The 24483-nt window shown below is 60.1% G+C and carries 20 protein-coding genes, 1 tRNA gene and 1 pseudogene; 15 read left to right on the top strand and 7 right to left on the bottom strand.

From position 1 onward, the window contains the following. Nucleotides 1–384: 384 nt before the first annotated feature. Both ACJ8HN_RS14665 and ACJ8HN_RS14660 read right to left on the bottom strand, forming a co-directional pair. A pseudogene (locus ACJ8HN_RS14665) lies at nucleotides 385–1354 on the bottom strand (tyrosine-type recombinase/integrase). 199 nt (nucleotides 1355–1553) lie between these two features. After that, nucleotides 1554–1638: transfer RNA gene (locus ACJ8HN_RS14660), tRNA-Leu, on the bottom strand. Between the two features lie 82 nt (nucleotides 1639–1720). Here ACJ8HN_RS14660 and ACJ8HN_RS14655 point away from each other — a divergent pair. From ACJ8HN_RS14655 to ACJ8HN_RS14620, 8 genes are all read left to right on the top strand, one after another. Further along, the gene (locus ACJ8HN_RS14655; RefSeq protein ID WP_442523623.1) at nucleotides 1721–1975 is read left to right on the top strand and encodes a hypothetical protein; all 255 of its coding nucleotides are present in this window, start codon (nucleotides 1721–1723) and stop codon (nucleotides 1973–1975) included. A gap of 55 nt (nucleotides 1976–2030) precedes the next feature. Beyond that, nucleotides 2031–2798, top strand: a complete 768-nt coding sequence (locus ACJ8HN_RS14650) for a DeoR/GlpR family DNA-binding transcription regulator (RefSeq protein ID WP_060422656.1) — start codon at nucleotides 2031–2033, stop codon at nucleotides 2796–2798. Between the two features lie 30 nt (nucleotides 2799–2828). Next, nucleotides 2829–3794: a D-erythronate dehydrogenase gene (denD, locus tag ACJ8HN_RS14645; RefSeq protein WP_033652796.1), complete on the top strand. Its 966-nt coding sequence runs from the start codon at nucleotides 2829–2831 to the stop codon at nucleotides 3792–3794. Then, nucleotides 3794–5179 carry a GntP family permease gene (locus tag ACJ8HN_RS14640; RefSeq protein ID WP_074027173.1) on the top strand — a complete coding sequence of 462 codons (1386 nt, stop codon included), beginning with the start codon at nucleotides 3794–3796 and terminating at the stop codon, nucleotides 5177–5179. Before denD ends, ACJ8HN_RS14640 begins: the two co-directional genes overlap by 1 nt. A gap of 192 nt (nucleotides 5180–5371) precedes the next feature. Then, the gene (gene deoC / locus ACJ8HN_RS14635; protein WP_442523622.1) at nucleotides 5372–6085 is read left to right on the top strand and encodes a deoxyribose-phosphate aldolase; all 714 of its coding nucleotides are present in this window, start codon (nucleotides 5372–5374) and stop codon (nucleotides 6083–6085) included. 66 nt (nucleotides 6086–6151) lie between these two features. Beyond that, a complete protein-coding gene (locus tag ACJ8HN_RS14630) occupies nucleotides 6152–7681 on the top strand; it encodes a xylulokinase (RefSeq protein ID WP_442523621.1) in 1530 nt (509 codons plus the stop codon). Beyond that, nucleotides 7678–9009 (top strand): L-fucose:H+ symporter permease, encoded by a 1332-nt coding sequence (gene fucP, locus ACJ8HN_RS14625; protein ID WP_033648624.1) that lies wholly within the window; start codon nucleotides 7678–7680, stop codon nucleotides 9007–9009. Before ACJ8HN_RS14630 ends, fucP begins: the two co-directional genes overlap by 4 nt. 1 nt (nucleotide 9010) lies before the next feature. Beyond that, a complete protein-coding gene (locus ACJ8HN_RS14620) occupies nucleotides 9011–9403 on the top strand; it encodes a VOC family protein (protein WP_442523620.1) in 393 nt (130 codons plus the stop codon). An 842-nt stretch (nucleotides 9404–10245) separates the two neighbouring features. Here ACJ8HN_RS14620 and ACJ8HN_RS14615 read toward each other — a convergent pair. Next, nucleotides 10246–10962 carry a helix-turn-helix transcriptional regulator gene (locus tag ACJ8HN_RS14615; RefSeq protein ID WP_060423008.1) on the bottom strand — a complete coding sequence of 239 codons (717 nt, stop codon included), beginning with the start codon at nucleotides 10960–10962 and terminating at the stop codon, nucleotides 10246–10248. A 200-nt stretch (nucleotides 10963–11162) separates the two neighbouring features. On the opposite strand from ACJ8HN_RS14615, the gene ACJ8HN_RS14610 reads away from it, so the two are divergent. Next, nucleotides 11163–11921, top strand: coding sequence for a DeoR/GlpR family DNA-binding transcription regulator (locus tag ACJ8HN_RS14610; protein ID WP_033636877.1), 759 nt, complete (start codon nucleotides 11163–11165; stop codon nucleotides 11919–11921). A gap of 62 nt (nucleotides 11922–11983) precedes the next feature. On the opposite strand, the gene lptG is transcribed toward ACJ8HN_RS14610, so the two are convergent. Both lptG and lptF read right to left on the bottom strand, forming a co-directional pair. Next, complete coding sequence (gene lptG, locus ACJ8HN_RS14605; protein ID WP_033636876.1) at nucleotides 11984–13054, bottom strand: LPS export ABC transporter permease LptG; 1071 nt, start codon at nucleotides 13052–13054, stop codon at nucleotides 11984–11986. Further along, nucleotides 13054–14148 (bottom strand): LPS export ABC transporter permease LptF, encoded by a 1095-nt coding sequence (gene lptF, locus ACJ8HN_RS14600; protein WP_033652791.1) that lies wholly within the window; start codon nucleotides 14146–14148, stop codon nucleotides 13054–13056. Before lptF ends, lptG begins: the two co-directional genes overlap by 1 nt. Before the next feature lie 282 nt (nucleotides 14149–14430). On the opposite strand from lptF, the gene pepA reads away from it, so the two are divergent. The 5 genes from pepA to ACJ8HN_RS14575 all read left to right on the top strand — a co-directional run bounded on the left by pepA (nucleotide 14431) and on the right by ACJ8HN_RS14575 (nucleotide 21903). Beyond that, a complete protein-coding gene (gene pepA / locus ACJ8HN_RS14595) occupies nucleotides 14431–15942 on the top strand; it encodes a leucyl aminopeptidase (RefSeq protein ID WP_033636874.1) in 1512 nt (503 codons plus the stop codon). Nucleotides 15943–16026: 84 nt separating this feature from the next. Then, nucleotides 16027–16476, top strand: coding sequence for a DNA polymerase III subunit chi (locus tag ACJ8HN_RS14590; protein ID WP_033631663.1), 450 nt, complete (start codon nucleotides 16027–16029; stop codon nucleotides 16474–16476). 12 nt (nucleotides 16477–16488) lie between these two features. Further along, nucleotides 16489–19365: a valine--tRNA ligase gene (locus ACJ8HN_RS14585; protein ID WP_442523619.1), complete on the top strand. Its 2877-nt coding sequence runs from the start codon at nucleotides 16489–16491 to the stop codon at nucleotides 19363–19365. 200 nt (nucleotides 19366–19565) lie between these two features. Next, nucleotides 19566–20069, top strand: a complete 504-nt coding sequence (locus ACJ8HN_RS14580; protein ID WP_042783576.1) for a GNAT family N-acetyltransferase — start codon at nucleotides 19566–19568, stop codon at nucleotides 20067–20069. A 226-nt stretch (nucleotides 20070–20295) separates the two neighbouring features. Next, on the top strand, nucleotides 20296–21903 hold the full coding sequence (locus tag ACJ8HN_RS14575) for a GMC family oxidoreductase (protein ID WP_016929278.1): 1608 nt from the start codon (nucleotides 20296–20298) through the stop codon (nucleotides 21901–21903). Between the two features lie 15 nt (nucleotides 21904–21918). On the opposite strand, the gene miaE is transcribed toward ACJ8HN_RS14575, so the two are convergent. Both miaE and rraB read right to left on the bottom strand, forming a co-directional pair. Next, entirely contained in the window at nucleotides 21919–22683 is a 765-nt protein-coding gene (miaE, locus tag ACJ8HN_RS14570) for a tRNA isopentenyl-2-thiomethyl-A-37 hydroxylase MiaE (RefSeq protein ID WP_015376459.1), read from the bottom strand. Nucleotides 22684–22863: 180 nt separating this feature from the next. Next, nucleotides 22864–23289, bottom strand: a complete 426-nt coding sequence (rraB, locus tag ACJ8HN_RS14565; RefSeq protein ID WP_025305115.1) for a ribonuclease E inhibitor RraB — start codon at nucleotides 23287–23289, stop codon at nucleotides 22864–22866. Between the two features lie 162 nt (nucleotides 23290–23451). On the opposite strand from rraB, the gene argF reads away from it, so the two are divergent. Then, entirely contained in the window at nucleotides 23452–24471 is a 1020-nt protein-coding gene (argF, locus tag ACJ8HN_RS14560; protein WP_041037657.1) for an ornithine carbamoyltransferase, read from the top strand. Nucleotides 24472–24483: the final 12 nt, after the last annotated feature.

Here is a 24483-nt window from a genome sequence, read left to right as displayed (position 1 = left end):
TCTTATCTCACGTTCCAATTAGTATTTAGTCCCACTAAATTTCACTTAGAGCTCCAGTGATTAATCGCATGGCACAAGAGAGTACCCTCCCTGCTCCCCCGATCGGGACAGCGCCAATGATAGCATTCATCTAAGCAATTCTGGGACTTTATAGCTTGTGTGCAAAGCTTTCAATGGCCGTAGGTTACAACAGTATTGATGAAGAAAATCTTTCAAAGTGATTCATAGATTTTTCGAATATTATCTATTTTCAATATAATCAACACAAATTCAGCTTATTATAGGATGATTACTAGTTTCACTACTCCATCAACCTAACTCTCACCGAGGACTTGAAACATGATAACAACTTGTTTTTAATGGTTTTTAAAACAATAGCAAAACTTACACTCCAAAATCATTAGTCTTTGCGTAATCAAAAGGGGTAATAGATTTTTTTCTTACTGCTTCGAGATAATCCGCCCACCATTGCAACATCAATCGCCGCTCATCCAAATGTTCTGCCTTATGAATATAAGCCGCCCGCACAGAGTTACGTTCCATATGGCTCATCTGCCGTTCTACCGCATCTCTTGGCCACAATCCAGGTTCAATTAACGAGCTACACGCCATAGTTCTGAAGCCATGCCCACAAACCTCAACCTTAGTGTCATATCCCATAACCCGTAGAGCCTTGTTAACCGTGTTTCCACTCATGGGCTTACGAGGGTTATGATCGTCAACGAAAACAAAATCTCGATTTCCACTGAGCTTATGAACCTGTTTGAGGATGTCCAGTGCCTGCCGAGATAAGGGCACCAAATGTGGTGTACGCATTTTCGAGCCACGCTGCGAATGCTTCACTCCTTCGATAGCTTCTCGCTCTGCCGGTATCGTCCACATTGCCTGTAGCTTCTACAACTTTGATAGGAGCAAGCAGATCGCGAGTTCTCAAATCCTCAATACTACGTTTGCCGATTGCATGGAACAGATTATCTTCCAGACTTTTAAGCACCCGTCGACTGTGTTCCTCTGACCATTTCTTGTTAGTTGCATGCCACTCTCTGGCAACTGACTCAAAGGTAATAGCCTCTTTCACCTGCTCTTCTTTCACTACACGTTTGTGTTGACGGGGATCGATACCTGCAGCAACAAGCTTTCTGGCCTCTTCCCTCTTTTGACGAGCATCAGCTAATGACGTTTCAGGATAAACCCCAAACGCCATCAGGTGCTGCTTACCGCCAAAGCGAAAGCGGAACCGCCAGTATTTTGAGCCGTTGGGGTGAATCAGCAAAAACATGCCATCCCCATCGACTAGGGTGTACTCCTTTTCCTGCAGTTTCGCAGAACGCACTTTGATATCTGTCAGAGCCATAAAAGTTCTCCGTCCATGTGCCACTGTGAGTATACAACCATTATCGAACCAGCATATATACTCGGTTCTATACTCACAAGCAACTTGATGTGGGTTGACTCAGATTGACTTCTGTTGAAAGGAAAATCGCGGGAAGCCTTGCGGATACTGGATTTCAGGCACAAAAAAAGACGTCCGTTGACGTCTATTGATGTTCCGATGGTGCCGAAGGCCGGACTCGAACCGGCACGTATCTCTACGGTTGATTTTGAATCAACTGCGTCTACCGATTTCGCCACTTCGGCACTGAAGTAGTATGCGGAAAACGGGTGCATTATACCTTCCCGCGATCGTCACGCAACACTTATCCGTTGTTCAATGAGTTAAGTGTCGAAAAAAGCGCCGCAGCGCACGTTTGCCGGCCCTTCCTCGCCGCTTTCCCGCCCCGCCCGCTTCACAAACCTTGTGGCGCGTCACATTAATTATCACAAGATAGTGTTGCACAACAAAACGCCGAAAAAATCCAATAACAAACAATTAATCATAAAGTTAAATAACAAAACCGTCCCAATCCCCACGCCGGCATTTGTGATAACTGTCGCTTACTTGTTAATCGCGATGGTTGAAGATGTTCCTCCATAACAAAAAATAACAGCTTCGCGGCGCCCCTGCCGCCGCCGGGGCCACAGGAGCGAACATGATCCCGTCTGAACGCCGCGATTACATCTATCGCTATGTGCATGAATATCAGCTGGCGAGCATCAGCGCGCTGTCGGAGCTGATGAGCGTCTCCCACATGACGGTGCGGCGCGATATCCGCGTGCTGGAAGAGCAAGGCAAGGTGGTCAGCGTCAGCGGCGGCGTGCGCCTGAGCGAGGCGCTGCGCCAGGAGCTGGCCTATTGCGAGAAGGCGCAGCTGCACCATCGCCACAAGCGCGAGATCGGCAAATACGCCGCCGGCTTGGTGGAAGACGGTCAGGTGGTCTATCTGGACGCCGGCACCACCACCTTCGAGATCGCCCGCAGCCTGGCGGAGCGTTTCAATCTGACGGTAGTCACCAACGATTTTTCCATCATCCAGCACCTGATGAATCGCCCGCAGCTCAGCCTGTTCCACACCGGTGGCCAGGTGGATCAGCGCAACTACTCCTGCGTCGGCAACAGCGCCGCCATGTTGTTGCGCACCCTGAATATCGACGTGGCCTTCATCAGCACCAGCTCGTGGGATCTGGAGCACGGCCTCTCCACGCCGCACGAGGAGAAGGTGCTGGTCAAGCAGGCGCTGCTGGAGGTCGCCCGCCGCCGGGTGCTGGTCTCCGACAGCAGCAAGTACGGCAAATACGGCATGTTCCGCGTCTGCCCGCTGGAGGCGCTGAGCGACATCATCTGCGACGCCGCGCTGCCGCCGGAGGCGCAGCAGCTGCTGCGCGAGCGCGGTCTGCAACTGCACAACGTCCAACTCTGATAACAACAACGCTAGGGAAAGGAGCACCATATGAACATCGTCATCACCGGCGGCGCCGGTTTTCTCGGCCAGCGGCTGGCGAAAGCGCTGCTGCACGGCAGTTGCCCGCTGGCCTTCGACACGCTGATCCTGGCGGACATCACCCCGCCGCCCGCCCCGCTGCCGGATGCGCGCCTGCAGTGTCTGGCGCTCGATCTGTCGCAGCCCGGCGCGGCGGAGCGGCTGATCGACGCCGACTGCGGCGTGCTGTTCCACCTGGCGGCCATCGTCAGCAGCCATGCGGAGAGCGACTTCGATCTCGGCATGCAGGTCAATTTCGATGCCACCCGCCAATTGCTGGAAGCGGCGCGCCACCGGGCGCCGGGCATGAAATTTATCTTCACCAGTTCGCTGGCAGTGTTCGGCGGTGAGCTGCCGCCGGTGATCGACGATCGCTGTGCGGTCACCCCGCAATCCTCCTACGGCGCGCAGAAGGCGATGTGCGAGCTGCTGATCAACGACTATGCGCGCAAAGGCTTCGTCGATGGCCGCGTGCTGCGCCTGCCGACCATCAGCGTGCGGCCGGGCAAGCCGAACAAGGCGGCCTCGTCGTTTGCCAGCGGCATCATCCGCGAGCCGCTGCACGGCGAGCCGGCGGTGTGCCCAGTAGACGCCGAGCTGGCGCTGTGGCTCTCCAGCCCGGCCGCGGTGGTGAGCAACTTCATCCACGCCGCCACGCTGCCCGCTTCCGCGTTCGGCGCGCTGCGCACGCTCAACCTGCCCGGCATCAGCGTGCGCGTGCGGGAGATGCTCGAAGCGCTGCGCGCGGTGGCCGGTGACGCCGTCGCCGCGCGGGTGCGATTCGAGCCGGACGCCGCCATCAACCGCATCGTCGCCGGCTGGCCGGGCGAGTTCGACACCCGGCGGGCGCAGCAGTTGGGCTTCACCGCCGATGAAAGCTTCGAGCAGGCTATCCGCGCCTTTATCCGCGACGACATGCCGCAAGGCGGGGGCTGATCATGGCGATGTATACCCCAATCATCGGGCTGGCGGTGGCGGTGTTTGCGCTGATTTTCCTGGTGCTGCGCACCCGCGTGCATGCGCTGATCGCCATGCTGATCGCCGCCTCCATCGCTGGCATTACCGGCGGCATGGGTGCCACGCAAACCGTCGACGCCATCACCAAGGGCTTCGGCTCCACGCTCGGCAGCATCGGCATCGTCATCGGGCTGGGGGTGATGATGGGCCGGGTGCTGGAGGTCTCCGGCGCCGCCGAGCAGATCGCTTACAGCTTTATCAAGTGGCTGGGCAAAAGGCGCGAGGAGTGGGCGCTGGCCATCACCGGCTATATCGTCAGTATCCCGATCTTCGTCGATTCGGCGTTCGTCATCCTTTATCCGCTGGTCAAGGCGCTGGCGAAAAAGGGCAAGCGCAACCTGCTGACGCTCGGCGTCGCGCTGGCCGGCGGGCTGATCCTCACCCACCACGCGGTGCCGCCGACGCCGGGGCCGCTGGGCGTGGCGGGCATCTTCGGCGTGGATATCGGTGCCATGATGCTGGCCGGGCTGGTGCTAGCCATTCCCTGCGTGATCGGCATCGTGCTGTATGCGCGCTGGCTGGGCGCGCGCTACCCGGACTTTATGCCGCAGGAAGAGGAAGCGCCGCAGGATCTGCGCGCCGCGCATCAGCAGTATCTGGCGGAGAAAGAGGGCAAGGCGCTGCCGAGCCTGATGTTGTCGCTGCTGCCGATCCTGACGCCGATCGGGCTGATCTTCGTCAACGCGGTCAACAATATGCTGGCCAAGCGCGAGGGCATGGGCTGGCTGGCGGAGAGCCTGTGGGGCCAAAGCTTCGCGTTTCTCGGCTCGCCGATGATCGCGCTGGCGATCAGCGTGCTGCTGGCGGTGTACACCCTGATGCCGCACGCCAATAAGCACGACACGCTGGAGCGGCTGGAAGAAGGCCTGCAGACCGCCGGCATCATCCTGCTGGTTACCGGCGCCGGCGGCGCGCTGGGGGCGGTGCTGCGCGAGAGTGGCGCCGGCACGCAGTTGGCGGAACAGGTCGCCGGGCTGCCGATCTCGCCGGTGCTGATCCCGTTCGTCATCGCCACGCTGGTGCGGGTGATACAGGGCTCCGGCACGGTGGCGATGATCACCGCCGCCTCTATCTCGGCACCGATCGTCAGCCTGCTGCCCGGCGTCAATATGCTGGCGGCGGCGCAGGCGGCCACCCTGGGCGCGCTGTTCTTCAGCTACTTCAACGACAGCATGTTCTGGGTGGTCAACCGCATGATGGGCATCAAGGACGTGCGCCAACAGATGATGGTGTGGTCGGTACCCACCACTATCGCCTGGGCTATCAGCCTGTGCGGCGTGGTATTGCTGGACTGGCTGCTGTAACGCTTCCCCCCAACGTCAACCCCCAGGGCGCGATCTGTTAGATCGCGCCCTTTTTTTCTTCTCCCTTTCACGCCCCTCACCACAAAACCGCAGATCCGATCACAATTTCACCAAATGCTCATTTTAAAGCCATATGAAAGAGAATAAGGTGAATAAATAAAATCAAATGAAAATAAAAGAAGGATAAACGCAATGAATGAAACAACCAGACGCATGGCCAGGTTGATCGACCTGAGCGCGGTGCAAGCCACCAATACCGAGGAAGACGTGCGCCACTGCGCCGCGCTGGCCAGCCGCTATCGCATCATCTCGGTACACGTGCTGCCGTGCTGGACGCGTTTCCTCAGCACCCTGCTGCCGGAGCGCGGCCAGGCGGACGTGATGATTGGCGGGCCGGTCGGCTTTCCCGGCGGCGGGCAGACCACCGACCTCAAGGTGCAGGAGGTGCGCCAGCTGATCGCCGAGGGCGCGCGCGAGGTCGATATGGTGGTGAACATCGGTAAGGTGCTGTCGGGGGATTACGGCTACGTGCGCGAAGATCTGCGCCGGGTAGTCGAGGCCGCCGCGCCGGTGCCGGCCAAAGTCATTCTGGAGACGCACTATCTGAACGAGCAGCAGATCCGTCGGGTGTGCGATATCGCCGTCGAAGTCGGCATGGCCTGGGTGAAAACCTCCACCGGCTGGACACCGACCGGCGCCACGGTGGAGAAAGTGGCGATCATCGCCGATCAGCTGCGTGGCCGCATCCCGATCAAAGGGGCCGGCGGCATTCGCGATCTGGACACGGTGCGCGCGTTGCATCGGCTGGGCGTACGCCGCTTTGGCATGAGCGCGGCGGCCACCCAGCGTGTGCTGGAGCAGCTTGAACAGGATCCAGGCCTGTTCCCGGAACTGAACGATAACTAAATCCTGCGCGATCCCAGCGCACGCTTCTGCGGGTGGCCCGCGCCATCCGCCACGGGAGTGATAACAATGAAAGATTTACTTCTTACCCTTGATATCGGCACCGGCAGCACCCGCGCCGGGCTGGTCACCAACACCGGGGAAATCCTTGGCTTCGCGCAGCGCGAGTACGAGCAGATCACGCCGCAGGCCGGTTGGTCGGAACAACCGCCTTCACTGTGGTGGCAGAGTGTCTGCCAATGTACGCAGGAGCTGTACGCGCGCTACGCCGAATACTGGCCGCGTATCGCCGCCGTCGGCGCCTGCGGGCAGATGCACGGCACGGTCTTGCTCGATGCCGACGGCGAGCTGGTCGTCGATCGCGCCATGCTGTGGAACGACAAACGCGCGCAGCCGCAGGTGGCGCGCTTTAGCCACCAACAGCCGCCGCAGCCCTGGCTTGAACTGTTGAACAATCCCCCCACCGCCGCCTGGCCGGCGTTCAAGTTGGCCTGGCTGCGCGAGCATCACCCATCGCAGTGGGAGCGCATCGCTACGGTGTTGATGCCGAAGGATTACGTCAATTTCCGGCTCTGCGGCGTACGCGCCACCGACTACAGCGAAGCCTCCTGCTATTACCTGATGGACAGCGCCACGCTGCAGTGGTCGCCAGAGGCGCTGCGGCAGTTCGGGCTGCGCGCCGATCAGCTGCCCGCCATCCATCTCTCCAGCGAGGTGATTGGCCACATTACGCCCGCAGCGGCACGCGTGACCGGTCTGCCGCCGGGGGTGCCGGTGGTAGCGGGCACGGCGGATATGGCCGCTACCCTGCTCGGCTCAGGCGTCTATCAGGCCGGCATCGCTTCCGACAGCACCGGCACCTCGACGCTGCTCACCGTGGTCTCGGAACACCCGCTGCTCTCCGCCGGCGTCAACAACCTGCACCTGGCCAACTCGGCCTGGGGCGGTTTTACCCTGCTCGATGCCGGTGGCGACGCCATGCGCTGGGCGCGTTCGGCGCTGAACGCCGGCCAACTCAGCCATCAACAGATGCTCGATATGGCGGCCGAGGTGCCGCCGGGCGCCGAAGGGCTGCTGTTCCTGCCCTACCTGACCGGCGAGCGGCTGGCGGAACACACCAACTCGCGCGCGCAGTTCTTCGGCCTGCAGCGCAAGCATAGGCAGCCGCATCTCTACCGCGCGGTACTGGAAGGCGTAGCGCTGGCCTCCCTGCGTAATCTGCAGCAGCTCAGGCGCCACGCACAGGAGCCGGAGGCCATGATCGCCTCCGGCGGCGGCGCACGCAGCCCGCTGTGGCTGCAGATCAAAGCCTCGGTCTATAACCTGCCGCTGCTGCAGACGCGCAATCAGGAGAACGGCACCACCGGCTGCGCGATCGTCGCCGGGGTCGGCGTCGGGCTGTTCAGCAGTTTCGCCCAGGGGGTGAGCCGCACCGTCAGCATCGAGCGCGAATTTACCCCCGATCCGCGCCAGCACGAACACTACCTGCGCTGCTTCGAGCTGTTCGAACAGCTCTACCGCCAGGCGCAGCCCCTCTACGAACAGCTTGACGTTATTAGCTCGTTCTCTTTTTCTCCGGATGAAGGAACACCGCAATGAGCGACTCTCTGATTAACAAGGGCGACATCGCGCAGCACGCCGCGGCCGAAAGTATCGACCGCAGCGCCTATCTGCCCGCCACGCCCTGGCTACAGCTGATGCTGGTCTGCTGCCTGTTCGCCCTGTGGGGCATGGCCGGCAACCTGAACGATATTCTGATCGCCCAGTTCAAGAAGGGGTTCGATCTGTCGGATACCCAGACCGCGCTGGTGCAGTCGATCTTCTTCCTCGGTTACTTCGTAATGGCGCTGCCCGCCGCAGCGGTGATCAAACGCTACTCGTACAAGGTGGCGATCGTGATCGGCCTGTGCCTGTACGCACTCGGCTGTTTCCTGTTTATTCCTGCGGCGCAGATCATGACCTATGGCGCTTTCCTGGCCTGCCTGGGGGTGATCGCTACCGGGCTGTCGTTCTTGGAAACCTCCGCCAATACCTACTCCAGCCTGCTGGGGCCGCTGGAAACCTCCACCCAGCGCATCAACTTCTCGCAGATCTTCAACTCGCTGGGGATCATTTTTGGCGTCTTGATCGGCCAGCAGCTGGTGTTCGGCAAAAACGATCCCAGCCACGCCGAGCTGCTGCAAATGCCACCGGCTGTGGCCGAAGCGGCGCGCACCCAGATGGTGTCGCAGGTGGTCACGCCTTATCTGATCATCGGCAGCGTACTGATCGTGTTGGCGCTGATCTTCGTGGCGGTGAAATTCCCCGCCTGCAAAACCCAACGCTCGCACCAGGGAGCGGGCAAGCCGCTGATGCAATCGCTGAAGATCCTGCTGGCGCTGCCGCGCTTCCGATTGGGGGTACTGTCGCAGTTCCTGTATGTCGGCGCGCAGGTAGGGCTGTGGAGTTTCACCATTCGTTTTGTGCAAATGATTGAACAGGGGGCAACCGAGCATTCGGCCACCTACTGGCTGCTGGCCACGCTGGTCTGTTACTCGGCCGGCAAGGTAGTCACCACCGCGCTGATGAAAAAGTTCAGCCCGGCGCGGTTGCTCGGCGTGTTCTGTTCGGTATGCGTGCTGCTGTTGCTGCTGGCCGTCAACATTCAAAGCCTGCTGGCGGTGGTGGCGATCATGGGCGTCAACTTCTGCATGGCGCTGTGCTGGCCAACCAACTTTGGCCTGACGATAAAAGGGCTGGGCGAAGAAACTCAGGTGGCCGGTTCGATCGTGGTGATGTCGATCATCGGCGGCGCGGTGGTGCCGTTACTCATGGGCATCATCTCCGATCTCAACGGCGGCGATATGCAGATCGCCTTTGCAGTACCGCTGGTCTGTTTCGCCTACGTCGCCTTCTATGGCTTCTACTGCGCGCGCAAGGGGATTTGATATGGCACACCGGATTAACGGGTTGATGCACGTCGGTTTGCGCTGCGCGAATATCGAACGAGCCGCCGGCTTCTATCGCTCGCTCGGTTTCGAACCCCGGCAAACGCTGGCGCTCGGCGGCTCCGTCGCCGTACAGTTTTTGCAGTTGGGTGAGCTAACGCTGGAGTTATACCAGTTACCTGACGAAGGGCTGACTCGCCCCCCTAGCGCCTATGGTATCGACCATATCGCTTTGCGGGTCATCGATCTGGCGGCCACGCAGCGTTGGCTGGCGGAGCTGGGGTATCCGGTGATTGAAGGGCCGACGCTGCAGCCCAGCGGTGCCAACGGCGTGCGTTATCTGATGATCGCCGGGCCGGACGGCGAGCGGGTGGAGTTCAGCCAGCCGCTGTAATGTTTCTTCCCACATAGCACAAGGCCCGATGGCTGTGATAAGCCATCGGGCCTCATTCGATTTTTTGTCAGCGCACGAGCCTTTACCGCCATAGCCATGCGCCTTATCGGCCATCGCCCACATTCCCTCAAGCGCCCTACCAGGCTGCGCCAAATAATCCCCAACCGCAATGGCAACACTGCAAATAATTGCATATCCATGTGTCAGCCAATAAAGAATGAGTTTGCTTAACATTCCTAGAACACTATTTTTTCATTGGTGAAAATCAGGCGGGAAATAAAAAATCGTAATAGCGTTCGCAAAGGCGAAAGAGTAATTCCATTAGATGAGTTTTATCTTAAATCACCATAAAAATAGCATACACACGTAACAAAATGGTGGTTTAACGCTTAAAAACCAGCAGAGAACACTTGCCTCTGCGGAGTTAATAGCTTTAAGATGATGTAAGAAAATTTTCCCTGGTGTTGGCCAATATTGGCAACCTGACCCTACGCGGTCAGGTTTTTTTTGTATTTTTTATTAAAACATTACATGGGGAAGTCTATCGCCTTGAAGGGTGTGAAACCAGTTAGACTAAAGTACAGTCCCTTACTAGACCTTTATCAGTTCATGCAGGTGATTATTTCATATCGCAGAGATCGGGGCAGGTACTCTATATTACGTCCTCAACGTGAACCGACACGCGACCAAATCAATACCGATTGACGCCCATCATTTCTTGAATCGAAAAACGCTGTTCGCCAGCCGATATTTTCTCCCTTCAGACGTATCCCGGCTGATGATTTATGCGCAGCCGTGCCTCCGTATCCCACGGGTACGCTAGCCGCGGGCTAGCGAGCCTGTCACTCCACCGGTTTAATCAACCGAAGCTCCATCCCCAGGCGCACGGCATGTCGGGCATTCGTTACCCCCAACTTTTTGACGACGTTGGACATATGAAACTTGATGGTGCCGGTTTTTATGCCCAGGATCATCGCCGTTTCCTGGTAGGTTTTACCCACGCTGGCCCAATAAAGGATCTCGTTTTCCCTGTCGGTAAAGCGGGCATTTCTCTCCAGGGCTACGGCGTTTTTTTCTGAAAGTGGGGATAGTGCCAGATACGACTCATGGATTGAGGCCAGCAATACCGAGATTTCACCTTTACGATCGGTGAGCGCCTGGATGGCTTCCGCTCTCTGCTCAACGTTGAAGGCAAAGGAAAGCGTGACGAGATTGTCGCTGTAATCGTGCAGCACGAAGGTATAGCCGTGCGTTACGCCAAACTCGCGGGCCTGTTCGAACAACTCGGGAAAGTGCAGCCCTGCGTCAGCCATGATTTGCTCGTCCCAGGCGAACGGGGTCAGGCGGTTGCGGGCGGTAAGCACCACCGGATCAATATACTGCAACCCCTGCTCTTGATACTTTTTTACCCATTCACTCGGGTAGTTGGTGACGCCAAAGATGCAGGCAATGTCTTTTTTGGATAACACCACATACGCCCACAGGAGATCGCCCAACTCTCCCAACGCTGCCTCCAGTCGCTTGCCGATGATATTGCTGAGATTGTATTCGTCTTCCATTGGCTGCGTGCTCCCCTGCCCAACCTACCGCTGAACTGACTATACCAAAAAGGATCGGTGCGCCGTAACCTTCGCATCTCGCACGGATAATGCCCGCTGGAATATTGCTAGCGGCGGCCGGCAAGCGCTTTGCCTGCCGCCGATGCGCGGGGTATATTAGCCGCACGTCCATTGTGCCTGTCAGGAGTGAATGAGTGAGCATGTTCGCAGAAGAGCGCCAGGAAAAACTCCTCGCCATTCTCAAGGAGAAGCGCAAGCTCTCCGTGGGGGAAATGAGCTCGCGCTTTAACGTCTCCGGCGCCACCATCCGCACCGATCTGCGCATTCTGGAAGACGCCGGCATGCTGACGCGCACCCACGGCGGCGCCATTCTGCGCACCCGCGCCAGCTTCGAGGTCGGTTCCGATCAGCGTGAAGAGGTGAACCTCAGCGCCAAGGAGCAAATCGGTCAACTGGCCGCCGGCCTGGTGGAAGACGGCGACATCATCGTATTGGACACCGGCACCACCACCCTGCAGATCGCCCGCCATCTGCGCCAGCGCCGCAACCTGACCGTAGTCACCAACGATTTCATGATCGCCAAGAGTCTGGAAGACGTCGAATCGATCCAGATCATCCTGCTGGGCGGCATCGTCAAAAAGGGTTATCACTGCGCGGTCGCCATCAACGGCCGTTCGCTGCTGGATACGCTGAACATCGACAAGGCGTTTATGGGCGCCAACGCGCTATCGCTGAAACAGGGCGCCTGCGTGGCCGACATCATGCTGGCCGAAACCAAGCGCGCGATGGTGGAGCATGCCAATCAGGTGATCGTGGTGTGTGATCACTCCAAGCTGAGCAACACCTCGCTGGCGCAGTTCGCCTCCCCTGCCCAGATCGACACCCTGGTGTTGGATCGCCTGCCGGAAGACGCGCAGGCCTATCAGGATGCCGGCATCGCGCTGCTGAGCGTCAGCTAACCCCCACCAACAAAAAAGGCGCGGCCCCGCGGCCACGCCTTTCTTCACTACCGATCGCCCCGCTACTTGCGTTTGAGCAGCATATACACGCTGATCAGCAGGAACAGCATGCTCGGCAGCAGCGCGCCCAACACCGGCGGCATGCTGTACACCAGGCTCAGCGGGCCGAAGATCTGATCCAGCACGTAGAACAGGAAGCCGAAGCTGATGCCGGTCACCACGCGGATGCCCATCGGCACGCTGCGCAGCGGGCCGAAGATGAACGACAGCGCCATCAGCATCATCACCGCCACCGACAGCGGCGAGAAGATTTTGCTCCACATGTTGAGCTGGTAACGGCTGGCCTCCTGGCCGCTCTGCTTCAGGTACTTCACGTAGTTGTGCAGCCCGCTGATGGAGAGCGAATCCGGATCCAGCGCCACCACGCCCAGCTTGTCCGGGGTCAGGTTGGTTTTCCATTCGCCGGTCAGCGTCTGGGTGCCGGTCACCTGTTTCGGGTCGGTCAGATCCGAGGTATCCACCTGCGAAAGCTGCCACACTCCGTTCTCGAAGCTGGCGGTGGCGGCATAGCGCACCGTCTCCAGGCGACGCTGATCGTTGAAGTGGTAGATGTTCACGCCGGAGAGTTCTTTATCGCCGGAGACGCGCTCGATGTAGATGAAGTCGTTGCCGTCCTTCGCCCACAGCCCGCTCTTGGTGGAGAGCAGCGAGCCGCCGTACATCTGCTGGGCGCGGTAGTTGCGCGCCATCTGCTCGCCCTGCGGCGCCACCCACTCGCCGATCGCCATGGTCAACAGCACCAGCGGAATGGCGGTTTTCATCACCGAGCCGGCGATCTGCAGGCGGGTGAAGCCGGAAGCCTGCATCACCACCAGTTCGCTGCGCGTCGCCAGCTGGCCCAGGCCGAGCAGCGCACCGAGCAGCGCCGCCATCGGGAAGAAGATCTCGATGTCTTTCGGCACGCTCAGCAAGGTGTACATGCCGGCGCTCAACGCGGTGTATTCGCCCTGGCCGACCTTGCGCAGCTGATCGACGAACTTGATGATGCCGGACAGCGACACCAGCATGAACAGCGTCATGATGATGGTGTTGAAAATCGTTTTACCGATATACCGGTCTAATACGCCAAACATCAGGCCGCTCCTCTCAGGCGTGCGCGCAGCTTGCGCATCGGCACGGTATCCCACAGGTTCAGTGCCAGCGCGATCGCGAAGTAAACGCCGTTAACCAGCCACAGCCACAGCATCGGATCCAGCTTGCCCTTGCCGGCGTTGGAGCGCAGCGAGGTCTGCAGCAGGAAGAAGATCAGATACAGCAGGATGGCCGGCAGCATGCTCAGCACGCGGCCCTGGCGCGGGTTCACCACGCTGAGCGGCACCACCAGCAGCGCCATCAGCGCCACCGACACCACCAGCGTCAGGCGCCAGTGGAACTCGGCGCGCGCGTCCGGATCGTCGGACTCCCACAGCGTCTGCATCGACATCTGTTCGGATTCGGTGTTGTCCGCCGCCACGGTACGGTGGCCAATCACCGCCTTGTAGTCGTTGAAGTCGGTAATGCGGAAGTCGCGCAGCAGCGCGGTGCCTTCAAAGCGGGTGCCCTTGTCGAGCGTCACCACCTGCGAGCCGTCTTTCTGCTGCACGATGTTGCCGTGCTCGGCCACCACCACCGACGGGCGTTGGTTGCCGTTCGGCCGCAGTTGCGCCAGGAACACGTCGTTGAAGGTGCTGCCCTTCACGTTGCCGATAAACAGCACCGCGTTGCCGTCCTGCGAGGGTTTGAACTGCCCTTCCGCCAGCCCGGCGATGCTCGGGTTGGCCTTGGCTTCGTTCACCACCACGTCCTGATAGCGCGAAGCCCAGGGGCCGGCCCAAAACACGTTCACCGCCGCGACCGCAGAGGTGAACAGCGCCAGGATCATGGCGGCGATAATCAGGGTGCGTTTGCCCAGCCCGCAGGCGTGCATAACGGTGATTTCGCTCTCGGTATACAACCGCCCAAGCGTCATCAGCAAGCCGAGAAACAGGCTCAAAGGCAGGATGAGCTGCGCCATTTTCGGCACGCCCAGCGCCAGCAGGGAGAGGACTAAGTTTGTCGGGATATTGCCGTCCACCGCATCGCCCAACACCCTGACCAGGTTCTGACAAAAGAAGATCAGAAGCAGGATGAACAGGATGGCGATTTGGCTCTTGAGCGTTTCCCGTACCAGATATCTTATGATGATCACGCTTATTACGCCTGTGAAAACTTGTCTTTTTGCAGGAAAATCGATAATTTCATCGCTAATCCGCCATTTATTCTCATCATATGGCAACCTTCACAGCTAAAATAGTATTACAACATCAAGCCGTTTGGGTGTCCTATAGGAACTTGCTTATAGTCGCCAAAACAGAGCAATTTACGCCGTTCAGGTTAACATAATCCGTTAACTCAAATGGCGGGAGATCGTTACGGAGTCGGTTATTCTAGCCGTAGCGTCCGCCTTTGTCTTTAAGATTCAGGAGAGTGCATGGAGTTCAGTGTAAAAAGCGGTAGCCCGGAAAAACAGCGCAGTGCCTGTATTGTAGTCGGCGTTTTCGAACCGCGCCGCCTGTCCCCTATCGCAGAACAACTCGACAAAATCAGTGATGGTTATATCAGCGCATTGCTGCGCCGTGGCGAACTGGAAGGCAAGGTCGGGCAGACGCTGCTACTGCACCATGTGCCCAACATTCTCTCCGAGCGCATCCTGCTGATCGGCTGCGGCAAAGAGCGCGAGCTCGATGAGCGCCAATACAAGCAGGTGATCCAGAAAACCATCAATACCCTCAACGACACCGGCTCGATGGAAGCGGTCTGCTTCCTGACCGAGCTGCACGTGAAAGGCCGCAATACCTATTGGAAAGTGCGTCAGGCGGTGGAAACCGCCAAAGAGACGCTCTACACCTTCGATCAGCTGAAAAGCAACAAGGTGGAGCCGCGTCGTCCGCTGCGCAAAATGGTGTTCAACGTGCCGACCCGCCGTGAGCTCACCAGCGGCGAGCGCGCTATTCAGCACGGCCTGGCGGTGGCTTCCGGCATCAAGGCGGCCAAAGATCTCGGCAACATGCCGCCGAACATCTGTAACGCCGGCTACCTGGCCTCGCAGGCCCGCCAGCTGGCGGACGCCTTCAGCACCCACATCACCACCCGCGTCATCGGCGAACAGCAGATGAAAGAGCTGGGCATGAACGCCTATCTGGCGGTCGGCGCCGGTTCGCAAAACGAGTCGTTAATGTCGGTGATGGAATATAAGGGCAACCCAAATCCGGACGCTAAGCCGATCGTGCTGGTAGGCAAAGGGCTGACCTTCGACTCCGGCGGCATCTCGATCAAACCGGCCGACGGCATGGACGAGATGAAATACGACATGTGCGGCGCAGCGACCGTGTACGGCGTGATGCGCGTGGTGGCGGAGTTGAACCTGCCGCTGAACGTGATCGGCGTGCTGGCCGGCTGTGAAAACATGCCGGGCGGCCGGGCTTACCGTCCGGGCGACGTGCTGACCACCATGTCCGGCCAGACCGTCGAGGTGCTGAACACCGACGCCGAAGGCCGTCTGGTGCTGTGCGACACCCTGACCTACGTCGAGCGCTTCGAGCCGGAGCTGGTGATCGACATCGCCACCCTGACCGGCGCCTGCGTGATCGCCTTGGGCCACCACATCACCGGCCTGATGTCGAACCACAACCCGCTGGCGCACGAGCTGCTGGGCGCTTCCGAGCAGGCCGGCGACCGCGCCTGGCGCCTGCCGATGGCCGACGAGTACTACGAGCAGCTGGACTCCAACTTCGCCGACATGGCGAACATCGGTGGCCGCCCTGGCGGCGCCATCACCGCCGCCTGCTTCCTGTCGCGCTTCACCCGCAAGTACACCTGGGCGCACCTGGATATCGCCGGCACCGCCTGGCGCTCCGGTAAAGCCAAGGGCGCGACCGGCCGCCCGGTGGCGCTGCTGTCGCAGTTCTTGCTCAACCGCGCGGGCCTGAACGGCGACGATTAAATCTGAGCGGTAATTCAGGTATAATCCCAAGGGGCACAGCATGCTGTGCCCCTACATTTTTTTATCGGCAGCGGTGGATCCTTAATGAAACAGGCGACGTTTTATTTGCTCGACAACGCGGAACCGTCTGGTGCGCTCAGCGCCCATGAGGCCGTGGCCTGCGCCGTTGCCGCCAACGGCTTCCGTTCCGGCAAGCGGGTGCTGATCGCCTGCGAGAGCCAGGAGCAGGCCCAGCGGCTGGACGAAGCGCTGTGGCAGCGCGAGCCGCATGAATTCGTGCCGCACAACCTGGCCGGCGAAGGGCCGCACTACGGCGCGCCGGTGGAACTGTGCTGGCCCGGCAAGCGCGGCAACGCCCCGCGCGATCTGCTGATCGCCCTGCTGCCGCAGTTTGCCGATTTTGCTACCGCTTTCCATGAAGTGGTAGACTTCGTTCCTTACGAAGACACTCTGAAACAGTTGGCGCGCGACCGTTACAAGGCCTATCGCAGCGTCGGCTTCCATTTGACCACGGCTACGCCGCCAACTCACTGAATACGATAAAGAATGGAAAAGACAAACAGTCAGCTCGACACCGCATACGACCCAAAGCAGATCGAACAGAAGCTGTACGATCACTGGGAGAATCAGGGTTACTTCAAGCCGAACGGCGACACCAGCCAGGAAAGCTTCTGCATCATGATCCCGCCGCCGAACGTCACCGGCAGCCTGCACATGGGCCACGCGTTCCAGCAGACCATCATGGACACCATGATTCGCTATCAGCGCATGCAGGGTAAAAACACCCTGTGGCAGGCGGGCACCGACCACGCCGGCATCGCCACCCAGATGGTGGTGGAGCGCAAGATCGCCGCGGAAGAAGGCAAAACCCGCCACGACTACGGCCGTGACGCGTTTATCGACAAAATCTGGCAGTGGAAGGCGGAGTCCGGCGGCACCATCACCCGCCAGATGCGCCGTCTGGGTAACTCCGTGGACTGGGAGCGCGAGCGCTTCACCATGGACGAAGGCCTGTCGAACGCGGTGCGCGAAGTGTTTGTCCGTCTGCACAAAGAAGACCTGATCTACCGCGGCAAGCGCCTGGTGAACTGGGATCCGAAGCTGCGCACCGCCATCTCCGATCTGGAAGTGGAAAACCGCGAATCCAAAGGTTCCATGTGGCACCTGCGCTACCCGCTGGCCGACGGCGCGAAAACCGCCGAGGGCAAAGACTACCTGGTGGTCGCCACCACCCGTCCGGAAACCGTGCTGGGCGATACCGGCGTGGCGGTCAACCCGGAAGATCCGCGCTATAAAGACCTGATCGGCAAAGAGATCATTCTGCCGCTGGTCGGCCGCCGCATCCGCATCGTCGGCGACGAACACGCCGATATGGAAAAAGGCACCGGCTGCGTGAAGATCACCCCGGCGCACGATTTCAACGACTACGAAGTCGGCAAACGCCACGGCCTGCCGATGATCAACATTCTGACCTTCGACGGCGACATCCGCCAGGAAGCGGAAGTGTTCAACACCCTGGGCGAAGTCTGCACCGACTACTGCAACGAGATCCCGGCCGAGTTCCGTGGCCTGGAGCGCTTCGCGGCGCGTAAAGCGGTGGTTGCCGCCTTCGATCAGTTAGGCCTGCTGTTTGATATCAAACCGCACGACCTGACGGTGCCTTACGGCGACCGCGGCGGCGTGGTGATCGAGCCGATGCTGACCGACCAATGGTACGTGCGCACCGCGCCGCTGGCCAAAGTGGCGGTGGAAGCGGTCGAACAGGGCGAAATCCAGTTCGTGCCGAAGCAGTACGAAAACATGTACTTCAGCTGGATGCGCGACATTCAGGACTGGTGCATCTCGCGTCAGCTGTGGTGGGGCCACCGCATCCCGGCCTGGTATGACGTGAACGGCAAAGTCTACGTGGGCCGCAGCGAAGAAGAAGTGCGCAGCGAGAACAACCTGGGCGCCGACGTGGTGCTGACCCAGGACGAAGACGTGCTGGACACCTGGTTCTCGTCCGGCCTGTGGACCTTCTCTACCCTGGGCTGGCCGGAGCAGACCGAGGCGCTGAAAACCTTCCACCCGACCAGCGTGATGGTCAGCGGCTTCGACATCATCTTTTTCTGGATCGCGCGCATGATCATGCTGACCATGCACTTCATCAAGGATGAAAACGGCAAGCCGCAGGTGCCGTTCAAGACCGTCTACATGACCGGTCTTATCCGCGACGACGAAGGCCAGAAGATGTCCAAGTCCAAAGGCAACGTGATCGATCCGCTGGACATGGTCGACGGCATCTCGCTGGAAGATCTGCTGGAAAAACGCACCGGTAACATGATGCAGCCGCAGCTGGCGGAGAAAATCCGCAAGCGCACCGAGAAGCAGTTCCCGAACGGCATCGAGCCGCACGGCACCGACGCCCTGCGCTTCACCCTGGCGGCGCTGGCCTCGACCGGCCGCGACATCAACTGGGACATGAAGCGCCTGGAAGGCTACCGCAACTTCTGTAACAAGCTGTGGAACGCCAGCCGCTTCGTGCTGATGAACACCGAAGCGCACGACTGCGGCTTCAACGGCGGCGAGAAAGTGCTATCGCTGGCGGATCGCTGGATCCTGGCCGAATTCAACCGCACGGTGAAAGCCTACCGCGAAGCGCTGGACACCTACCGCTTCGATCTGGCGGCCAACATCCTGTACGAATTCACCTGGAACCAGTTCTGCGACTGGTATCTGGAGTTGACCAAGCCGGTGGTGAGCAACGGCAGCGAAGCGGAACAGCGCGGCACCCGCCACACGCTGATCACCGTGCTGGAAGCGCTGCTGCGCCTGGCGCACCCGATCATTCCGTTCATCACCGAAACCATCTGGCAGCGCGTGAAGCCGCTGACCGGCACGACCGCAGACACCATCATGCTGCAGCCGTTCCCGGCCTACGACGCCGCGCTGGAAGACGAGCAGGCGCTGAACGATCTGGAGTGGATCAAGCAAACCATCATCGCCGTGCGCAACATCCGCGCCGAGATGAACATCGCGCCAAGCAAAGCGCTCGACGTGCTGCTGCGCAACTGCAGCGCCGACGCCCAGCGCCGCGTGCAGGAGAACCAAAGCTTTATCGCCCGTCTGGCGCGCCTGGAATCCATCGCGCTGCTGCCGGCCGGTGAGAAAGGCCCGGTCTCCGTCACCAAGCTGGTGGACGGCGCCGAGCTGCTGATCCCGATGGCCGGTTTCATCGACAAAGACGCCGAGATCGCGCGTCTGGCGAAAGAGATGGGCAAACTGGATGCGGAAATCGCCGCGATCGAAGGCAAGCTGGCGAACGAAGGCTTCGTGGCACGCGCGCCGGAAGCGGTGGTCGCCAAAGAACGCGATCGTCTGGCGGCCTGCAAAGAAGGCAAAGTGAAGCTGCAGGAACAGCAGGCGACCATCGCCGCGCTGTAATCCACCGGCTCACGCCAACGCCTGAAAAACAGCGGGGTCTTCCCCGCTGTTTTTTTATCGCCGTTGCATCCGGGCCGGGTTAGGTGTTATTACAAGATATTACTGCTGCAGGGACGCCGCCGGGAAATCATCCCCGGCGCGTTTCGTGCTGCGATAAAAACGAAAAACGAACGTGGTCTCTTTCAATGGCGAGTATAAACATGACAACAGCAACCCCGGCGCGCCTGCTGGTGCGCCCCATCACGGCGGAAGACAATCCCGCCATTGCTCACGTCATTCGCGAAGTCTCCGCCGAGCACGGCCTGACGGCGGATAAAGGCTATACCGTCTCCGATCCCAATCTGGACGCCCTGTATCAGCTCTACAGCCTGCCGCGCAGCGCTTACTGGGTGATCGAGGTAGACGGCCAGGTCGCCGGCGGCGGCGGCATCGCGCCGCTGCAGGGCGGCGCAGACGATATATGCGAATTGCAGAAGATGTATTTCCTGCCGGTGTTGCGCGGCAAGGGATTGGCGAAACGCCTGGCGCTGCAGGCGCTGGATTTCGCCCGCCGGCACGGCTTCCGCTGTTGTTACCTCGAGACCACCGCCAGTCTGACGCAGGCCGTTGCGCTGTACGAACATCTGGGCTTCGAACACATCGACCACGCGATGGGCGCTACCGGCCACGTCGATTGCGAAGTCACCATGCTGAAAACGCTGTAATCGCCCCCGCCTTCCCATCAGGGCGCAGCTTGCTGCGCCTTTTTTATTAATATCGCAATCAATCAGTAAAACTCGCTATAACGCCGTATTTCAAGCAGATAAACTGACGTTAAAAACCACGATGTAAATTTAATGTGAAGTTCGTTAATAAATTAACGATCGCAAATTGACCGCTTTTTCCCCCGCGTTACTCTGCCAGTATCCCAATCGCGCACGGAGAGCTGTCATGTCGGAAAATACCTTTGATTACATCATCGTCGGCGCCGGTTCCGCCGGCTGCGTGCTGGCGGCGCAGCTGATCCGCCGCACCCAGGCGCGGGTGCTGTTGCTGGAAGCCGGCGGCGACGACAATAACCTGTTCATCAAGATGCCGGCCGGCGTGGCCAAGATCATCGCCAAAAAGAGCTGGCCCTACGAGACGGAGCCGGAACCGCACGCCAACAACCGCCGCATGCAGATCGCGCAGGGCAAGGTGCTGGGCGGCAGCAGTTCGGTCAACGGCATGATCTACCTGCGCGGCCAGCCGCAGGACTACGACGACTGGGCCGAGCGCTATGGCTGCGCCGGCTGGAGCTACCGGGAGGTGCTGCCCTATTTCAAACGCGCCGAGGCCAACGAAAGCCTGTCGGACGACTACCACGGCGCCGACGGGCTGCTGCCGGTCAGCGAAAACCGCTACCGCCACCCGCTCAGCATGGCGTTTATCCGCGCCGGCCAGGAGCTGAACCTGCCCTACCGCAACGACTTCAACGGCGACAGCCAGCACGGCGTCGGTTTCTACCAAACCACCACCCACAACGGCGAACGCGCCAGCACCGCCCGCACCTACCTGAAGGCGGTGCGCGACGAACGGCGGCTGGTGGTGAAACTGAACGCGCTGGCGCACCGGCTGACCTTCGAGGGCAACGTCGCCACCGGCGTGGTCTACAGCCAGAACGGCGGCGCGGAAGTGACCGCGCGCGCCACCAAAGAGGTGATCGTCAGCGCCGGCGCGGTCGGTTCGCCGAAGCTGCTGATGCTCTCCGGCATCGGCCCGCGCGACCACCTGCAACAGCTGGGCATCGAGGTGCGGGCGGATCTGCCGGTGGGTAAAAACTTCCACGACCACCTGCACATGTCGATCAACGTCAGCACCCGCGAGCCGATCAGCCTGTTCGGCGCCGATCGCGGCCTGCAGGCGCTGAGCCACGGCGCGCAGTGGCTGGCGTTTCGCAGCGGCGTGCTCTCGTCCAACGTGCTGGAAGGCGCCGCCTTCACCGACAGCCAGGGCGACGGCCGGCCGGACGTGCAGATCCACTTCCTGCCGCTGCTGGACAGCTGGGACGACGTGCCCGGCGAGCCGCTGCCGAACATTCACGGCTTCACGCTAAAGGTCGGCTACCTGCAGCCGAAGGCGCGCGGCGAAGTGCAGCTGCGCAGCAGCAACCCGCGCGATCCGGTCAAGCTACACGCCAACTACCTCGGCCACCCGGACGATCTGGCCGGCAGCGTGCGCGCGGTGAAGTTCGGCCTGGATTTCCTGCAAACCGCGGCGCTGAAGCCGCTGATCAAAGATCTGCTGATGCCGCAGCCGGAATGGACGCGCGACGAAGCGCAGCTGGAAGAGTTCGTGCGCAACTTCTGCAAGACGGTGTATCACCCGGTGGGCAGCTGCCGCATGGGGCCGTCGCCGCAGGACGCGGTGACCGATCCGCAGCTGCGGGTGCACGGTTTTGAACGGCTGCGGGTGATCGACTGCTCGGTGATGCCGCAGCTCACCAGCGGCAACACCAATGCGCCGACCATCATGCTGGCGGAAAAGGCAGTGGACCTGTTGCTGGGCGCGCCGCAGTAAGGGCGCGCCTCAACGTCAGGCGGCGGCGGGCACGCCGCTGTGGAAGCGCAGCTCGCTGTCCGGCGACAGGATCAGCTCAGCTTCGAGGCGGCCGAAATGCGCCACCCGTTCGCTGATGTCGCCGCCGGCGATCTGTTCGGCCAGCGTCAGGTAGTCCTGATAGTGGCGCGCTTCGGAGCGCAGCAGCGAGACGTAAAAGCGGTTCAGCTCGTCGTCCAGGTGCGGCGCCAGTTTGGCGAAGCGTTCGCAGGATCGCGCTTCGATGTAGGCGCCGCAGATCAGTTTGTCGATCAGCGTCGCCGGATCGTGAGTGCGGATCTCGCGGATCATGCCCTTGGCGTAACGGCTGGCGGTGATCTTGCGATACGGGATCCCACGCGCCTGCATGATCTCCAGCACCTGCGAGAAGTGATGCAACTCTTCCTTGATCAACAGCACCATGCGATCCGCCAGATCCTGGCCGTAGGCCGAGCCGTTTTTCGGCAGGATCTTGCGGGTGAACTGGCCCTGGCGAAACAGCGTGTCCGGTGCGCCCTGCGCTTCGTGCAGAAACGCCTCGTAGGGCCGCAGCAGCGCCAACAGCGCGTCGCCGCTCTCTTTGTCCGCCACGTAGCGGCGGATCAGCCACATGCCGGTCTGCGCGGCTTTCAGTTCGCACACCAGGTGGTCGGTCAGCAACAGCTGCAGGTTTTCCGGACGGCGCGCGGCGTCGATCCAGGCGTCAGGAGTTTCACAGTGCAGGAAGCTTAAAATCGGGGCTAACAGGGATTGGTATGTCATCGGCTTAATTGCCCTATGTATTTCAAGTTGCAGCTAGGCGGCCAGCTCACTCATCCCCAGGAGCTTACTTAGGTAAGTGACTGGGGTGAGGGAGTGCAGCCAACAACGCTGCAGCTTGAAAGACGACGGGGATATCAGGGGCCGGCGAGAACCGGCCCACAGGTATTGATCGGAAAGGAATTAGTGGCGTTTACCGTCGTCGTCTTCGTCGATGTAGTCGCCGTCTTCGTCATCCTCACCGTCTTCACCGTTCGGATCTTCGAAGTAGGTGCCCCAGCCGTCGTAATTGACGCCGCAGCGTTCCGCCAGCGCCACCAGCTGCTCGACCTGAGCGTCGATCAGCTCTGCGTTCAGGCCGACTTCGCTGATCACGTCGCAGCACATCACCATCGAACCGTCTTCCACTTCCAGCTCTTCGGCGTCGGTCACTTCGTAGCCCAGCTTGAAGGCTTCAACGGCGGCCTGCTCCAGAACCTCAAATTTCTCGGCGGACAGATGGTGCTCGATGGTGTAGAGCGCGTCCGGATCGCTGCCGTCTTCCAGCAGTTCTTCGATGATCAGGCGGGTCTCTTCACGTTGTTCTTCCAGCAATTCGCGGTTTGCCATGCCTATATCCTCAAGTCAAATGGCCTTCATTCCTTCTATTTTCACACACCGCCGACATTGCTTCCACGATAAACGTGAAAGATTTCCTCGCCGGGGTTGAATTTGAATATTCATACATATAAAGTGAATTTTAATTCAATTAAGCAATCAGGGAATCGGACTATGAGCACCGGCAATGCGTTCTACCAACGTCACTTTCTGAGGTTAATGGATTTCACCCCCGCCGAGCTGCAGGCGCTGCTGAAACTGGCGGCCGATCTGAAGCAGGCCAAGAAGCAGGGGCAGGAACAGCGCCGGCTGCAGGGCAAAAACATTGCGCTCATCTTCGAAAAAGACTCGACCCGCACGCGATGCTCTTTCGAAGTTGCCGCATTCGATCAGGGCGCGCAGGTCACTTACCTCGGCCCGAGCGGCAGCCAGATCGGCCATAAGGAGTCGATGAAAGACACCGCCCGGGTGCTGGGCCGCCTGTACGACGGTATTCAGTATCGCGGCTACGGCCAGGCGCTGGTGGAAACCCTGGCGCAGCACGCCGGCGTGCCAGTGTGGAACGGCCTGACCGACGAGTTCCACCCCACCCAGCTGCTGGCGGATCTGCTCACCGTGCAGGAGCACCTGCCGGGCAAGGCGCTGAGTGAAGTGAAGCTGGCGTACGTCGGCGACGCGCGCAACAACATGGGCAACACGCTGCTGGAAGCCGCCGCGCTGGCGGGCATGGATCTGCGGCTGGTGGCGCCTAAGGCCTGCTGGCCGCAGCCGGAGCTGGTGGCCGAGTGCCAGGCGCTGGCACAGCAAACCGGCGCGAAACTCACCCTGACCGAAGACATCGCCGAAGGGGTGCAAGACGCCGACTTCCTCTACACCGACGTGTGGGTGTCGATGGGCGAACCGAAAGAAACCTGGCGGGAGCGTATCGCGCTGCTGCGGCCGTATCAGGTCAACATGGCGATGCTGAAGCTGACCGGCAACCCGAACGTGAAGTTCCTGCACTGCCTGCCGGCGTTCCACGACGACCAAACCACGCTCGGCAAGCAGATGGCGCAGCAGTACGATCTGCACGGCGGCATGGAAGTGACCGACGAAGTGTTCGAGTCGGCGCACAGCGTGGTGTTCGATCAGGCGGAAAACCGGCTGCACACCATCAAGGCGGTGCTGGTCGCCACCCTGAGCGAAACCCTCTGACCGCCCTCCCCT

It is taken from the genome of Serratia sp. CY29653, from assembly GCF_052169255.1.
Lineage (GTDB): Bacteria > Pseudomonadota > Gammaproteobacteria > Enterobacterales > Enterobacteriaceae > Serratia > Serratia sarumanii.
Note: the sequence above shows the minus strand (reverse complement) of the source record. Positions and strands in the feature narration are given on the sequence as shown.

Bases quoted from the DNA above. Each gene is read 5' to 3' on its own strand.
- rraB (WP_025305115.1), bottom strand. From the start codon at position 23,289: ATGGCAAACCGCGAATTGCTGGAAGAACAACGTGAAGAGACCCGCCTG.
- argF (WP_041037657.1), top strand. From the start codon at position 23,452: ATGAGCACCGGCAATGCGTTCTACCAACGTCACTTTCTGAGGTTAATG.
- ACJ8HN_RS14580 (WP_042783576.1), top strand. From the start codon at position 19,566: ATGACAACAGCAACCCCGGCGCGCCTGCTGGTGCGCCCCATCACGGCG.
- fucP (WP_033648624.1), top strand. From the start codon at position 7,678: ATGAGCGACTCTCTGATTAACAAGGGCGACATCGCGCAGCACGCCGCG.
- ACJ8HN_RS14650 (WP_060422656.1), top strand. From the start codon at position 2,031: ATGATCCCGTCTGAACGCCGCGATTACATCTATCGCTATGTGCATGAA.
- ACJ8HN_RS14620 (WP_442523620.1), top strand. From the start codon at position 9,011: ATGGCACACCGGATTAACGGGTTGATGCACGTCGGTTTGCGCTGCGCG.
- miaE (WP_015376459.1), bottom strand. From the start codon at position 22,683: ATGACATACCAATCCCTGTTAGCCCCGATTTTAAGCTTCCTGCACTGT.
- pepA (WP_033636874.1), top strand. From the start codon at position 14,431: ATGGAGTTCAGTGTAAAAAGCGGTAGCCCGGAAAAACAGCGCAGTGCC.
- ACJ8HN_RS14610 (WP_033636877.1), top strand. From the start codon at position 11,163: ATGTTCGCAGAAGAGCGCCAGGAAAAACTCCTCGCCATTCTCAAGGAG.
- ACJ8HN_RS14615 (WP_060423008.1), bottom strand. From the start codon at position 10,962: ATGGAAGACGAATACAATCTCAGCAATATCATCGGCAAGCGACTGGAG.
- ACJ8HN_RS14590 (WP_033631663.1), top strand. From the start codon at position 16,027: ATGAAACAGGCGACGTTTTATTTGCTCGACAACGCGGAACCGTCTGGT.
- ACJ8HN_RS14585 (WP_442523619.1), top strand. From the start codon at position 16,489: ATGGAAAAGACAAACAGTCAGCTCGACACCGCATACGACCCAAAGCAG.
- ACJ8HN_RS14575 (WP_016929278.1), top strand. From the start codon at position 20,296: ATGTCGGAAAATACCTTTGATTACATCATCGTCGGCGCCGGTTCCGCC.
- ACJ8HN_RS14630 (WP_442523621.1), top strand. From the start codon at position 6,152: ATGAAAGATTTACTTCTTACCCTTGATATCGGCACCGGCAGCACCCGC.
- lptG (WP_033636876.1), bottom strand. From the start codon at position 13,054: ATGTTTGGCGTATTAGACCGGTATATCGGTAAAACGATTTTCAACACC.
- deoC (WP_442523622.1), top strand. From the start codon at position 5,372: ATGAATGAAACAACCAGACGCATGGCCAGGTTGATCGACCTGAGCGCG.
- denD (WP_033652796.1), top strand. From the start codon at position 2,829: ATGAACATCGTCATCACCGGCGGCGCCGGTTTTCTCGGCCAGCGGCTG.